The 12,724-nt window shown below is 66.4% G+C and carries 14 protein-coding genes; 6 read left to right on the forward strand and 8 right to left on the reverse strand.

Annotated elements, in window-relative coordinates:
* Positions 1–43: 43 nt before the first annotated feature.
* Positions 44–412 (reverse strand): hypothetical protein, encoded by a 369-nt coding sequence (locus RZN05_RS13380; protein ID WP_317227099.1) that lies wholly within the window; start codon positions 410–412, stop codon positions 44–46.
* A 135-nt stretch (positions 413–547) separates the two neighbouring features.
* On the opposite strand from RZN05_RS13380, the gene RZN05_RS13385 reads away from it, so the two are divergent.
* On the forward strand, positions 548–949 hold the full coding sequence (locus RZN05_RS13385) for an EVE domain-containing protein (RefSeq protein ID WP_317227100.1): 402 nt from the start codon (positions 548–550) through the stop codon (positions 947–949).
* Between the two features lie 64 nt (positions 950–1,013).
* Positions 1,014–1,496, forward strand: a complete 483-nt coding sequence (locus RZN05_RS13390) for a methylated-DNA--[protein]-cysteine S-methyltransferase (protein WP_317227101.1) — start codon at positions 1,014–1,016, stop codon at positions 1,494–1,496.
* A gap of 46 nt (positions 1,497–1,542) precedes the next feature.
* Here RZN05_RS13390 and RZN05_RS13395 read toward each other — a convergent pair whose 3' ends face one another.
* From RZN05_RS13395 to typA, 3 genes are all read right to left on the reverse strand, one after another.
* Positions 1,543–2,517, reverse strand: coding sequence for a GGDEF domain-containing protein (locus tag RZN05_RS13395; RefSeq protein WP_317227102.1), 975 nt, complete (start codon positions 2,515–2,517; stop codon positions 1,543–1,545).
* Positions 2,514–3,380: a hypothetical protein gene (locus tag RZN05_RS13400; RefSeq protein ID WP_317227103.1), complete on the reverse strand. Its 867-nt coding sequence runs from the start codon at positions 3,378–3,380 to the stop codon at positions 2,514–2,516. Before RZN05_RS13400 ends, RZN05_RS13395 begins: the two co-directional genes overlap by 4 nt.
* Positions 3,381–3,529: 149 nt before the next feature.
* Positions 3,530–5,356 carry a translational GTPase TypA gene (gene typA / locus RZN05_RS13405; RefSeq protein WP_317227104.1) on the reverse strand — a complete coding sequence of 609 codons (1,827 nt, stop codon included), beginning with the start codon at positions 5,354–5,356 and terminating at the stop codon, positions 3,530–3,532.
* 96 nt (positions 5,357–5,452) lie between these two features.
* On the opposite strand from typA, the gene RZN05_RS13410 reads away from it, so the two are divergent.
* The 3 genes from RZN05_RS13410 (at position 5,453) to RZN05_RS13420 (ending at position 8,056) form a co-directional block, all read left to right on the forward strand.
* The gene (locus RZN05_RS13410; protein ID WP_317227105.1) at positions 5,453–6,019 is read left to right on the forward strand and encodes an NADPH-dependent FMN reductase; all 567 of its coding nucleotides are present in this window, start codon (positions 5,453–5,455) and stop codon (positions 6,017–6,019) included.
* A gap of 98 nt (positions 6,020–6,117) precedes the next feature.
* A complete protein-coding gene (locus tag RZN05_RS13415; RefSeq protein WP_317227106.1) occupies positions 6,118–7,323 on the forward strand; it encodes a toxic anion resistance protein in 1,206 nt (401 codons plus the stop codon).
* Positions 7,324–7,327: 4 nt separating this feature from the next.
* Positions 7,328–8,056 (forward strand): hypothetical protein, encoded by a 729-nt coding sequence (locus RZN05_RS13420; protein WP_317227107.1) that lies wholly within the window; start codon positions 7,328–7,330, stop codon positions 8,054–8,056.
* Here RZN05_RS13420 and RZN05_RS13425 read toward each other — a convergent pair.
* Positions 8,023–8,469 (reverse strand): Rrf2 family transcriptional regulator, encoded by a 447-nt coding sequence (locus RZN05_RS13425; protein ID WP_317227626.1) that lies wholly within the window; start codon positions 8,467–8,469, stop codon positions 8,023–8,025. The genes RZN05_RS13420 and RZN05_RS13425 overlap by 34 nt on opposite strands.
* A 96-nt stretch (positions 8,470–8,565) precedes the next feature.
* On the opposite strand from RZN05_RS13425, the gene RZN05_RS13430 reads away from it, so the two are divergent.
* A complete protein-coding gene (locus RZN05_RS13430) occupies positions 8,566–9,336 on the forward strand; it encodes a class I SAM-dependent methyltransferase (protein WP_317227108.1) in 771 nt (256 codons plus the stop codon).
* A 207-nt stretch (positions 9,337–9,543) separates the two neighbouring features.
* Here the strand turns inward: RZN05_RS13430 and RZN05_RS13435 are convergent, their stop codons facing one another.
* Genes RZN05_RS13435 through ubiA form a run of 3 tightly spaced genes read right to left on the reverse strand, consistent with a single transcriptional unit; the run spans position 9,544 to position 12,605 of the window.
* Positions 9,544–10,323: an inositol monophosphatase family protein gene (locus tag RZN05_RS13435; RefSeq protein WP_317227109.1), complete on the reverse strand. Its 780-nt coding sequence runs from the start codon at positions 10,321–10,323 to the stop codon at positions 9,544–9,546.
* The gene (locus tag RZN05_RS13440; protein WP_317227110.1) at positions 10,316–11,662 is read right to left on the reverse strand and encodes a TldD/PmbA family protein; all 1,347 of its coding nucleotides are present in this window, start codon (positions 11,660–11,662) and stop codon (positions 10,316–10,318) included. Before RZN05_RS13440 ends, RZN05_RS13435 begins: the two co-directional genes overlap by 8 nt.
* A gap of 31 nt (positions 11,663–11,693) precedes the next feature.
* Positions 11,694–12,605, reverse strand: coding sequence for a 4-hydroxybenzoate octaprenyltransferase (ubiA, locus tag RZN05_RS13445; RefSeq protein ID WP_317227111.1), 912 nt, complete (start codon positions 12,603–12,605; stop codon positions 11,694–11,696).
* Positions 12,606–12,724: the final 119 nt, after the last annotated feature.

Here is a 12,724-nt window from a genome sequence, read left to right on the forward strand (position 1 = left end):
CGCGGACCAAAGCTCGCGCCGCCCGTCTCAAGCGTCAGCCGGGTCAGCGGCAGTAGCGGACGCGCACCCGGCGATCGAGGTACGGATCGTAGACGCGGCGCACGGTGCACCGGTCCCAGCCGCGACGCTCGTAATCGCGGTAATAATAGCCGTCGGTCGGATAATAGCCCCGGTCGCGATAATAGCGGCGGTCATAATCGTAACGACGGTCGTAATCGTAGCGGCGGTCGTTGCCGCTGGCGAGCGCGGCGCCGATCGCCAGACCGGCGATGCCCGCGACGATCGCAGTGCCGCCGTCGTCGCGGTGATGATAGCGGCGATAGCGCTGCGCCTCGGCCGTCGGGGCGACCGCGGTCAGCACGCTCGCGCCGAGCACCGTGCCGAGCACCGCCTTGGTGACAAGATTGGCCATGAGTTGCTCCTCTCGTAACGCGCGCCGTGCAATCCGGGATGGAGTCGCGGCGCTGATGCTGAGGATTTAACGCGCGGCGTCTGAATGGGTTCGGAATCGGGTGTTCAGCCCGCGTTTAGCCGGTAAGGAACCGCGATGGCTTACTGGCTTCTCCGCTCCGAACCCGACGCCTATTCGTGGGACGATCTCATCCGCGACGGCGGCACCGAATGGAATGGCGTGCGCAACTACACTGCGCGCAATTTCCTCAAGGACATGCAGCCGGGCGACCAGGCGATCTTCTACCATTCGAACACCGAAAAGGCCGCGGTGGGGATCATGGAGATCACCCGCGCCTGGCAGCCCGATGGCGACGACGGCAAATGGGCGAGCGTCGCGGTCAAGCCGCTCGAGAAGTTGGCGAAGCCCGTGCCGCTCGCCGACATCAAGGCCGAGCCGCGGCTTGCCGGAATCGAAGTGCTGCGCCAGTCGCGGCTGTCGGTCACCCCCGTGCGCGACGCGGAGTGGAAGGTGCTGCTGGAGATGGGGGGACGTTGAGCGCAAGCTGCGGGAAGCACGGTCGCGACCCGTACGGCATGATCCCTCCACGAAAGGACATGCCATGACGCTCAACTTCACCACCACCCTTTCCCCCGTCGGCGCGCTGACGCTGGTGGCGAGCGACGCCGGGCTCGTCGCGATCCTCTGGGAAAACGACCGCCCCGGCCGGGTCAAGCTCGGCGCGATGGCCGAGGCGCCCGACCACCCCGTGCTCGCCGAGACCGCACGCCAGCTCCGCGATTATTTCGACGGCAGGCGGACAAGCTTCGACCTGCCGCTCGACTTCCGCGGCACCGATTTCCAGAGACGCGTCTGGGCCGCGCTGCTGACGATCCCGTTCGGCGAGACGCGCAGCTATGGCGCCATCGCGCGCCAGATCGGCCGGCCGAACGCCTCGCGTGCCGTCGGCGCGGCGAATGGCCGCAACCCGATCTCGATCGTCGCGCCGTGCCACCGCGTGATCGGCACCAACGGTGCGCTCACCGGCTTTGCGGGCGGGCTGGCGGCAAAGGAATTGCTGCTCGGGATCGAGCGGGGAGACTGATTGAGTGGTTCTCTTAGCCCCTCCCCTTCAGGGGAGGGGCTTGAGATCACGCACTGAACGTAGAGACCACCCGGTTCCGCCCAGCCTGCTTGGCGGTGTAGAGAAGCTTGTCGACCGCGTCGCAAAAGTGGCGCGCCTCGCCATCGACCGGCGGAATGACCGTGCCCACGCCGACGCTCACCGTCACTGCCGCGAACGGGGAATGGTCCTGCCGGATCTGCAGCGCCTCGACCGCGGCACGGCATTGCTCGGCGATCGCCTGTGCTTCGGCCTCGTCGGTCTCGGGCAGCAGCAGCGCGAATTCCTCGCCGCCATAGCGCGCAAAGATCCCGCGCGTGCCCAGCCCGATCTGCTTGAGCGCCCCGGCAACCTGCACCAGGCACGCGTCGCCCTGCACATGGCCGTACAGGTCGTTATACTGCTTGAAGTGATCGATATCGAGCAGCACCAGCGACAGCGGCCGCTGCACCGCGCGCGCGGCGTTCCATTCGACCTGGAGCCGCTCGTCGAGCAGCCGGCGATTGGCGCAGCCGGTGAGACCGTCCTCGAACGACAGCGCCTCGAGCTTCTTCTGCATCTTGAGCAGTTCGTGTTCGATCCGCTTGCGCTCGCTGATGTCGAACATGAAGCCGATCAGGCTCTCGACCTCGCCGGCTTCGTTGCGCACGACATGGACGACGTCGCGGATCCAGACATAGCCCTTGTCCTTGGTCAGCGCGCGATAATCGGCCTCGTGATCGACTCCTGCCACCGATTGCGACACGCAGAAGTTGACGACATTGTCGCGATCCTCGGGATGGATGCGCGAGGCCCAGTCCTCGACCGAGATCCAGCTATCCTGGCTCCAGCCGAGCAGTGGCTCGATCTGCGGGCCGATATAGACGAAGCGCATCGTCGCCCAGTCGATCTTCCACGGGATCGCCATCGTCGATTCGAGCAGCGTCTTGTAGAGCGCAGGATCGTTGGCTTCGGGCAGCGCGCGGAACTGGTCGAAGTAATTATGCTGCAGCGGCATGTTCATGGACGGCGACCCTCGAGATGGGTGTGCACGGTGTCCGCCGCGTTCCAGTACCAATAGGTGAAGCTGTCCTTGGTCTGCAGCAGCGTGTGGGTGGTGATCGCGTCGTAGTGGATGTCGCCCCAGGCGGCGCGCGCGGAGTTGCGATTATTGTGCAGGTCGATGCACTCGCTGCCGAGCAGCAAAGGCTTGGGCGGGATATAGAGCGCAGAGCCCTGCGGCACCCACAGGTCGGCAAGGCGGATCACGCCCTTGCCCTGCCAATAGCGGCCGACCGAGATCACCAGCGGAAAATTGGGGTCGGTCGAGGCGAAGACGTGCGGGAAATCATGGTGCTCCAGGTCGGTGCACACCACGCTGAGCAGCCGGTTCCCCTGCGCGGGGTTGGTGTTCTGATAGGGCGACCAATGCCCGGCGAACACGCCATATCGATATTCGACCTGGTGGAGCAGCCCGCCAGGGCTGTCGACCTGGATCGCCTCGCCCGGCTCGACCAGCGTGATGCCGAACGCCGCTGCGTTGTCGCGCGTCGCCCACATCGGCTCGTAGCGGACTTCGCCGGGCGCGAAGCCGAGCTGGGTCTCGTTGCCATAGCCCTTGTCCGTCACGAAACCGATCGTGCCGGTGACCTGATGCTCGGCGCCGATCGCCACTTCGGGACCGGTACGTGCGGGAGTGAGGAGCGTCACGCCGTTGGGCACGCTGGCAACATAGCCCGGCGTGCCGCCGTCATTGTAGAAGAATGGCGTCTCGTCGACATTCACTTCGATTTCCGACATCTCCATGATGAAGACCGGCGGAATGAACTCATAGTCCGGGAAATTCGGGACGAAAGGCGTGGGCGGATTGATCAGTGCGTGCAGCATGGTCGGCCTGCTCGTTTCGAGGAAGCCCGAATGTCCCCCGCGCACGTTGAAATGCAGTTAATGCCTCCGCAATTTCCCGGAGCCGGCACACCTGCAAAGCAAAAGGCGCCGGAGTTTCCTCCAGCGCCTTTCTTTTCATATCAAATACTTCAGGCTGCCTGCTTGGCCCGCGACGCCTTCTTGCGCTCGTGCGGATCGAGGTGGCGCTTGCGCAGCCGAATCTTGGTCGGCGTGACTTCGACCATCTCGTCGTCGTCGATATAGGCGATCGCCTGCTCGAGCGTCATCTTCTTCGGCGGGGTCAGGCGGACGGCATCGTCCTTGCCGCCCGATGCGCGGAAGTTGGTGAGCTGCTTGGCCTTCATCGGATTGACCTCGAGGTCATCCGTCTTGGCGTTCTCGCCGACGATCATGCCCTCATAGAGCGCCTCGCCATGGCCGACGAACAGGATGCCGCGCTCTTCGAGCGGACCGAGTGCGTAGGACTGCGCCTCGCCGTTGCCGTTCGAGATCAGCACGCCGTTCTTGCGGCCTTCGATCTGGCCCTTGTGCGGGCCATACTTCTCGAACAGCCGGTTCATGATGCCGGTGCCGCGGGTGTCCGACAGGAACTCGCCGTGATAGCCGATCAGGCCGCGCGACGGCGCCGAGAAGGTGATGCGGGTCTTGCCGCCACCCGACGGACGCATGTCGGTCATCTCGCCCTTGCGCTGGTTCATCTTGTCGACGACCGTGCCCGAATATTCATCGTCCACGTCGATCACGACGGTTTCGTACGGTTCTGTCTTCTTGCCGTCCTCGTCCTCGCGGAACAGCACACGCGGGCGGCTGATGCCGAGCTCGAAGCCCTCGCGGCGCATCGTCTCGATCAGCACGCCAAGCTGAAGCTCGCCGCGGCCGGCGACTTCGAAGCTGTCGCGGTCCTCGCTCTCGGTGACCTTGATCGCGACGTTCGACTCGGCTTCGCGCTCGAGGCGGTCGCGGATCATGCGGCTGGTGACCTTGCTGCCCTCGCGGCCCGCCATCGGCGAATCGTTGACGGCGAAGCGCATCGACAGCGTCGGCGGATCGATCGGCTGCGCCTGGATCGCCTCGGTAACCGACGTGTCGGCGATGGTGTTCGACACGGTGGCGACGGTCAGGCCGGCGAGCGAGATGATGTCGCCTGCCTTGGCTTCGTCGACGGGCACGCGATCCAGGCCGCGGAACGACATGATCTTCGACGCGCGGCCGGTCTCGATGACCTTGCCGTCCATGTCGATCGCATGGATCGGCTGGTTGACCTTGACCACGCCCGAATTGACGCGGCCGGTGAGGATGCGGCCGAGGAAGTTGTCGCGGTCGAGCAGCGTCACCAGGAAGGTGAAGGGCGTGCCATCGACTTCGACCTTGGGCGGCGGCACGTGATCGACGATCTTCTGGAACAGCGGCTTGAGCGTACCCTCGCGCAGCGTCGGGTCCTCATTGGCATAGCCGTTGCGGCCCGAGGCGTAGAGCACCGGAAAGTCGAGCTGCTCGTCGGTCGCGTCGAGCGACACGAACAGATCGAACACTTCGTCGAGCACTTCCTGGATGCGCTCGTCCGGACGGTCGATCTTGTTGACGACCACGATCGGGCGCAGCCCGAGCTTCAGTGCCTTGCCGGTGACGAACTTGGTCTGCGGCATTGCGCCTTCCGACGAATCGACCAGCAGGATGACGCCGTCGACCATCGAGAGGATGCGCTCCACCTCGCCGCCGAAATCGGCGTGGCCCGGCGTATCGACGATGTTGATGCGGGTGCCTTCCCAGTCGACCGAGGTCGGCTTGGCGAGAATCGTGATCCCGCGCTCCTTTTCGAGGTCGTTCGAATCCATCGCGCGCTCTTCGACGCGCTGGTTGTCACGGAACGTGCCGGACTGGCGGAAGAGCTGGTCGACGAGCGTGGTCTTGCCATGATCGACGTGGGCGATGATCGCCACGTTGCGGAGGTTCATGCGTATATCCTGATTGGCCGCGAAAGGCGGTTGCGCGGGCGCCCTTAGCGCAATTTGTGCGTTGCGGGAAGGGCAAGCACCGCTAGGGATCACTACATGAGCGAACCATTGAAGATTCTCGTCATCCTGGGCAGCGTCCGCGAAGGCCGAATGGCCGAGCCGGTCGGCAAGTGGGTATGCGCGCAGGCCGCGGGCCGGCCCGAGCTCGACTGCGAGCTGGTCGACCTCAAGGATTGGGATCTGCCCTTCTATGCATTCCGCGATCCGCCCGCGAAGGGGAATTACACCGATCCGCTCCAGCGCCGCTGGGCCGAGAAGGTCGCCAGCGCCGATGGCTATATTCTGATCTGCCCCGAATATAATCACGGCCCGCCCGCGGTGCTCAAGAACGCGCTCGACTTCGTCTATGCCGAGTGGAACCGCAAGCCGGTGACCTATGTCGGCTATGGCGGCAACGGCGCGGCGCGCTCGATCGAGCTGCTCACCTGCATCTCGCGCGAGCTGCAGATGGCGCCGCTCGAGGGCTCGGTCCACATCATGGGCGTGTGGGGCAAGGTGAAGGAGGGCGTCTTCACCGGCGACGACAAGGATCTCAAGTGGCTCGGCCACGGGTTTGACGAGATCGCCTGGTGGGGAAACGCGCTCAAGGCGGCGCGCGGCTGACCTTGGCGCATGCCGCATAGTGTACTATCTAACTGACACACTTGGATAGCTGCCGCGAAGCCCCTATGCTGGGTCGCGACAGCGTTGGAGGGTTACGAATGGCGACCGAGACTGCACTGGCCGAAAAGGACCTGGTACTGACGCCGCCCGATCCCGTGCCGGTGGTCGCGCCCGAAAAGGCCGCGGGGCTGGTGCCGGTGGAAGACACCAAGAAGACCGAGCTCGACAAGCGCGTCGACGGCTTCATCGACGATCTCGTCGCGCAGGACGTCAACTCGCCCGAATTCGGCAAGCGCGTCGATGCGATCGCGGCGATGGGGCAGAAGGAGATCCGCGACGCGGCGGGCCAGTCGAACCGCTTCCTCGATCGACCGGTCCGCGCGATGGGCAACGATACCGGCGTCGGTGCCGATCTGCTCCAGCTCCGGAAAACCGTCGAGGAGCTCGATCCCGGCCGCAACGGCAAGCTGATCGGCGGGAATGACGGCTTCCTCTCGAAGCTGTTCGGCGGTTCGCCGCTCAAGCAGTATTTCCGCAAGTACCAGTCGTCGCAGAGCCATATCAACGGCATCCTCAAGAGCCTTGCCAGCGGCAAGGACGAGCTGCTGATGGACAATGCCGCGATCGATACCGAGCGGGCGAACCTGTGGAACGCGATGGGTCGGCTCGAGCAGATGATCTATCTGTCCAAGGCGATGGACGCCAAGATCGAGGACAAGGCCAACGAGCTCGACCACAGCGACCCCGCCAAGGCCAAGGCGCTGCGCGAGACCGCTTTGTTCTACGTCCGCCAGCGCACCCAGGACCTGCTCACCCAGATGGCAGTGACCGTGCAGGGCTATCTCGCGCTCGATCTGGTCAAGAAGAACAATGTCGAGCTGGTCAAGGGCGTCGACCGCGCCTCGACCACGACCGTCTCGGCGCTGCGCACCGCGGTCACCGTCGCGCAGGCGCTGACCAACCAGAAGCTGGTGCTCGACCAGATCACCGCGATCAACACCACCACCGCGGGCCTGATCGATTCGACCGGTGCGCTGCTCAAGAGCAACACCGCGTCGATCCACGAGCAGGCGGCGAGCTCGACGATTCCGGTCGAGACGCTCCAGCGCGCATTCCAGAACATCTACGACACGATGGACGCGATCGACACCTTCAAGCTGAAGGCGCTCGACAGCATGAAGACCACGGTCAACACGCTCTCGAACGAAGTCGAGAAGTCGAAGGGCTATATCGCCCGCGCCGAGGGCGCCGCGCAGAACCAGGGCGGCGGTTCGGCCGACACGTTCAAGCTGGAGGCGATGTAGGCCCGTGACCGATGTCGATCGCCTGCGCGCGCGTGCCGACGAGCTGATCGAGCGCAGCCGCGCCCGTGCGCCGGCGAACGCGGCCGACCAGCGCCTGCGCCGCCGCCGCGAGGCCGAAGTGGTCCGCCGGGTGACGCGGATCGCGATCGCCGATGGCGCGATCATTGCCGGCGCGATCGTCTTCGCGCTGGCGGTAGCGCCGCTGGGGATCATGGGCGCGATGCTCGTCGCGCTGCTGCTGATCGTCGCGACGATCTTCTTCGCCGCTTTGCCCGCGGGCGGCGGCGCCCCCGAAATCGAGCAACTCGCGCAGATCCCGCTCAAGGCATTGCCGCGCACCACCGAGCATTGGCTCGACACCCAGCGCGCCGCCCTCCCAGCGCCGGTCCACGGGCTGGTCGATTCGATCGGGGTGAAGCTCGAGTTCCTCGCGCCCCAGCTCGCCTTGCTCGACGAGAAGTCGCCCGCGGCGGGCGAAGTCCGGAAACTGGTGGGCGAGCAATTGCCCGAACTGATCAAGGGCTATGCCCGCGTCCCCGAACCGCTCCGCCGCGTCGAGCGCAACGGGCTGACGCCGGACCAGCAGCTTGCGCAGGGCCTCCAGGTGATCGACGACGAAATCGCTGAGATGTCCGCGCAGCTCGCCCAGGGCGATCTCGACCTGCTCGCGACGCGCGGCCGCTATCTCCAGATCAAATATCAGGGCGACGAGGTCGGCAACGGCCCGCAGTAACGCGCGTCGAAATCGCGCGCGAGCTGGCCGAGGCTGACCGCTCCGAAACGCGCGATCAGCAGCTTCTCGGCCTCGCTCAGCGCATCCGCCAGCGATTCGTTGACCAGTCTCTCGACCAGGCAGTGCGTCGGCCCGCTTTCACTGCCGATCGCGAATATCTCTGGGCCACCCACTGCGCGATGCACGTCGAGCAGCGAGATCGTATCGAGATCGGCGGCGAGCACCCAACCGCCGCCATGCCCCTTCCCCGACCGCACATAGCCTGCGTCGCGCAGCCCGGCCATCGTCCGGCGGACCACCACCGGGTTGGTTCGCAGCATCGTCGCGATCGCGTCCGAGGTCATCGGTCCGTCGTGCCGCGCCATGTGGAGCAGCACATGGAGCATCCGGGATAGGCGGCTGTCGCGTCGCATCGGCAATTCCTTGGCCCCCACGCCGTATTTGGCAAGCGGCATGCATCATGATACATTTGATGTTACATGATTCGCAGGAGTGTTGGAATGCGCCGAATGAACGACCCCGATCGCTGGAACGAGATGGCCAAGCAGTATGAGGAGACTGCGCACCCTTTCACTGCGCCCTTCGCCGAAGCCGCGCTGGCACGCGTGCCGATAACGTCGCAGACTCGGCTGCTCGACGTGGCGACCGGAACCGGCGCGCTGGCGCTCGCGGCCGCCTGGGCGGGCGCGCAGGTGCTGGCGACCGACTTCTCGCCCGGCATGGTCGCGCGGGCGACCGCGCACGGGCTGCCCAATCTCGAAGGCCGGACGATGGATGGCCAGGCGCTCGATCTGCCCGATGCGTCGTTCGACGCAGTCTTCTCGGTGTTCGGCGTGATGTTGTTCCCCGATTGGCGCAAGGGCCTCGCCGAAATGGCGCGCGTCACCAAGCCGGGCGGGCACGGCGTGGTCGCCACCTGGCAGAGCCAGGGCGCCGCGACGCATCTGCTGCTCGGCAACGTGGTGCGCGACCTGTTCCCGACACGCGAATGGCGCACCGGCCTGCCCGAAGGCGTGACGGTGCTCGGCGACCCCGCGCGGCTGGCGACGGAGATGGTCGCCGCGGGCTTTGCGGCGCCGGCGATCGAGACGATGACCAGCGACTATCTGCTGCGGATGACCGATCTCGATCCCGAGACCCAATTCGGGCTGAGCGAGGATTGGGGCGCGCTGGAACCCGCCGACAAGCAGGCAGTGATCGACGAAGTGTACCGCCGCGCCGATGGGCGCGATGTGCTGCCCGTGCCTTCGACGGCGCTGATCGCAGTGGCGGTGCGCTGACACTAGGTTGTGTGACATTCAGCAAGTGCCGCGAAGAGAAGATCCTCCCCCGGCGGTGGAGGTGGCAGCCGAAGGCTGACGGAGGGGTAGTCTCCACGAGCGATGTCGCTTGCGGAGACTACCCCTCCACCGCTCGCGGTCCCCCTCGCCCTCCGGGGGAGGATCGAATGCTCGGTCAGCCCTTGCGGGCCTGAATGTCGATACGCCCTAGGCCCGCCCCACTCCAGCCTCAGCCCGCTCGCGCAGCCGCTCCACCGCCGCAGCATGAATCCCCGGCGCCGTCACCAGCACCCCGAACGCCTCGGCCTTGGGGGTGTTGAAACCCAGCGTCCGCCCGAACGCATCGCTCACCGCCGCTCCCGCCTCCTGTGCGAGCAGCACCGCGGCGGCGATGTCCCATTCGTTGCCCCAGCGGATCGTCGCGAGCAGATCGGCTTCGCCCGCAGCGACCATCGCGATCCGCAGCGCGATCGAATTGGGCCTGGCGACCATCGCCAAGTCGCGATCGACCTTCGAAAGCTGGTCGGCGGGCACCCGCGCGCCGGCAAGCTCGCTGCGTTCGGCGACCCGAAGCCGCTCGCCGTTGCGAAAAGCGCCCTGCCCCGCCGTGGCGGTCCACACTTCGTTGCGCGCCGGCGCGTCGAGCACGCTGATCACCGGCCGCCCTTTCTCGACCAGCGCGACAGAGACGCACCAGCCGGGCCGCCCGCGTAAATAGTCGCGCGTACCGTCGATCGGGTCGACCACCCAGATCCGCTCGGCATCCAATCGCGCGGCATTGTCGATCGTCTCCTCGGAGAGCCAGCCGGCATCGGGGAGAAGTTCGCCGAGCCGATAGCGCAGCATCCCATCCACCTCGAGATCGACGGCGCACACCGGATTGCCCGGCGACTTCTCCCAGCGCCGGAAATCGGTATCCCACAATTTGATCGCGAACCGCCCGGCGTCGGCGGTGATCTCCGCAACCTTGGCCGCCAGGTCATGCACCGGCGATCGTCATCCCGTCGATGCGCAGCGTCGGCGCGTTGATCCCGTAGCGGAATTCCAGGTCGTTCGCGGGGGTGAGCGCCAGGAACATGTCCTTCAAATTGCCCGCAATCGTGATCTCGGAAACGGCGCGCGTGATCTCGCCCTTCTCGATCAGGAACCCCGCGGCACCGCGGCTGTAATCGCCGGTGACGCCGTTGACGCCCTGCCCGATCAGCTCGGTGACCAGTATGCCGCGGTCGATCTCGCCGACAAGGGTCTCGGGCGGAATATTGCCCGGCTGCATATAGAGGTTGCTCGGTGCCACGCCGGGCGCGCCCGCGCCGCCGCGCGCAGCATGGCCGGTGGGCTCGAGCCCCAATTGCCGCGCCGAGGCGCTGTCGAGCAGCCAGGTCTCGAGCATGCCCTGGTCGACCAGCTTGAGCGGTAGCACCGGCAACCCTTCGCCGTCGAAGGGCCGCGAGCGCAACCCGCGCGGGCGGTGCGGATCATCGCAAATCGTCACTCCCTTGGCGAAGACCTGCTTGCCCAGGCAATCGAGCAGAAAGCTGGTTTTCCGGGTGATCGAAGCGCCGCCGATCGCGCCGAGCAGGTGCCCGACCAGCCCCGCCGACACCCGGCGATCGAACACCACCGGCATCGCCCCGCTCGGCACCTTGGCAGGATCGAGCCGCGCCACCGCGCGCTCTCCGGCGAGTCGGCCGATCGCCTCAGGCGATTCGAGCATCGCCGCGTGGCGCGCGCTGTGATGCGCATAGTCGCGCTCCATCGCGCCTTCGACTCCCGCGAGAACGCTTGCCGAGACGCCGTGGCTGGTCTGGGCATAGGCGCCGGTGAAGCCGTGGCTGGTAGCGATCGCGACAAGCGAGCGGCTCGCGCCGGCGCTGCCGCCCTCGCTGTTGGTCACGCCCTCGACGGCGCGCGCCGCATCCTCGGCAGCCAGCGCACGCGCCTTGAGCACTTCGGGCGGTTCGTTGGCGCCGTCGTCGAGGTCGAGCAACGGCGGGCTGCCGTGCAGCAGCCGTTCGTGCGGCGCTAGCCCGGCCCATTTATCCTCGGGCGCCTCGCGCGCCATCGCGATCGCGCGCTCGACCAGCGCATCGAGCGAGTCGCTGCTGAGATCCGACGTCGACACGCTCGCCGAGCGCTGCCCGACGAATACCCGCAGCCCGAGTTCCTCGCTTTCCGAGCGCTCGACATCCTCGAGCGCGCCCATCCGCACCGATACCGAGAGCGAGCGATCCGCGGCGAACACCGCGTCCGACGCTTCGGCGCCGGCCGCCCGCGCGCGATCGACGATATCGTGGACGCGTTCGCAGGCTTGGGACTCGGTCAGCATCGCAGCGACTTAGGGAGCCGCCTGCCCGACGTCAAAGTGTCTGGCCGACAACAAAGCATGCCGCGAACATCAGCAGCCCGGCATTGCGGTTCGATCGGAAGCGGTGAAGCGCGTTGGCGCCGTCGGCCGGCACCAAAGTCGCCACCTGCCAGCCGAGGTGCAACGCCATCGGCAGCAGCGCGAGCAGCGCCAGCGGATCGGGGCGGAGCTGCCAGAATGCCGCGCCCCAAAACGCCAGCGCCACCGCGTAAAAGCCGGCAACCCCGGCGCGGACCTGCCCCCCCAGCCGCCGCGCCGACGAACGCACGCCGACCAGCGCATCGTCCTCGACATCCTGCAGCGCGTAGATGGTATCGTAGCCGATCACCCAAAGGATGCAGCCAGCGTACAGCAGCAACCCCGGCACCCAGCCCCAAGCAGGCGCCTCGGCCCAGCCGACCAGCGCCGCCCAGGAAAATACCAAACCCAGCCACGCCTGCGGCCACCAGGTGATCCGCTTCATGAACGGATAGGCGGCAACCAGCGCGAGGCTGCCCACCGCCACACCCGCCGCGAGCGGAGTCAGCTGGACCAGCACCACCAGCCCGATCGCGCACAAGCCGAGCAGCCACGCCCAGGCCGCCTTGAGCGATACCGCCCCGCTCGCCAGCGGCCGGCTGGCAGTACGCGCGACCTGCCGGTCGAGGTCGCGATCGACGATGTCGTTATATACGCAGCCCGCGCCGCGCATCGCGATGCTGCCGAGCAGGAACCACAGCACCAGGTCCCAGCGCGCGATCGCGTTGCCGGAGAGCGCGATCGCCCAGGCGCTGGGCCAGAACAGCAGCCACCAGCCGATCGGTCGATCGAACCGCGCGAGCAGCGCGAACGGGCGCAAAGCGGTGGGCAGCATGCCCACAAGCCCGCGATGCTCGGTATCGGGTACGATTTGCTGCGCTGTCATGCGCCCGTCTTCGCCTGCGACGGGCAAAGATCAAGCCGGTTGATTGCGACAATCCGGATTCCTCGGTGGCAATGTAGGATTTGCCGTGCCAGCCTCGCCGCCACGCTCTTTGAACGGTG

Source organism: Sphingomonas sp. HF-S4, assembly GCF_032911445.1.
In the GTDB taxonomy this organism is placed as follows: Bacteria; Pseudomonadota; Alphaproteobacteria; order Sphingomonadales; family Sphingomonadaceae; genus Sphingomonas; species Sphingomonas agrestis.

Excerpts from the sequence above, each read along its gene's own strand:
- RZN05_RS13380 (WP_317227099.1), bottom strand. The coding sequence starts at position 412 with ATGGCCAATCTTGTCACCAAGGCGGTGCTCGGCACGGTGCTCGGCGCG.
- RZN05_RS13385 (WP_317227100.1), top strand. The coding sequence starts at position 548 with ATGGCTTACTGGCTTCTCCGCTCCGAACCCGACGCCTATTCGTGGGAC.
- RZN05_RS13390 (WP_317227101.1), top strand. The coding sequence starts at position 1,014 with ATGACGCTCAACTTCACCACCACCCTTTCCCCCGTCGGCGCGCTGACG.
- RZN05_RS13395 (WP_317227102.1), bottom strand. The coding sequence starts at position 2,517 with ATGAACATGCCGCTGCAGCATAATTACTTCGACCAGTTCCGCGCGCTG.
- RZN05_RS13400 (WP_317227103.1), bottom strand. The coding sequence starts at position 3,380 with ATGCTGCACGCACTGATCAATCCGCCCACGCCTTTCGTCCCGAATTTC.
- typA (WP_317227104.1), bottom strand. The coding sequence starts at position 5,356 with ATGAACCTCCGCAACGTGGCGATCATCGCCCACGTCGATCATGGCAAG.
- RZN05_RS13410 (WP_317227105.1), top strand. The coding sequence starts at position 5,453 with ATGAGCGAACCATTGAAGATTCTCGTCATCCTGGGCAGCGTCCGCGAA.
- RZN05_RS13415 (WP_317227106.1), top strand. The coding sequence starts at position 6,118 with ATGGCGACCGAGACTGCACTGGCCGAAAAGGACCTGGTACTGACGCCG.
- RZN05_RS13425 (WP_317227626.1), bottom strand. The coding sequence starts at position 8,469 with ATGCGACGCGACAGCCGCCTATCCCGGATGCTCCATGTGCTGCTCCAC.
- RZN05_RS13430 (WP_317227108.1), top strand. The coding sequence starts at position 8,566 with ATGAACGACCCCGATCGCTGGAACGAGATGGCCAAGCAGTATGAGGAG.
- RZN05_RS13440 (WP_317227110.1), bottom strand. The coding sequence starts at position 11,662 with ATGCTGACCGAGTCCCAAGCCTGCGAACGCGTCCACGATATCGTCGAT.
- ubiA (WP_317227111.1), bottom strand. The coding sequence starts at position 12,605 with ATGACAGCGCAGCAAATCGTACCCGATACCGAGCATCGCGGGCTTGTG.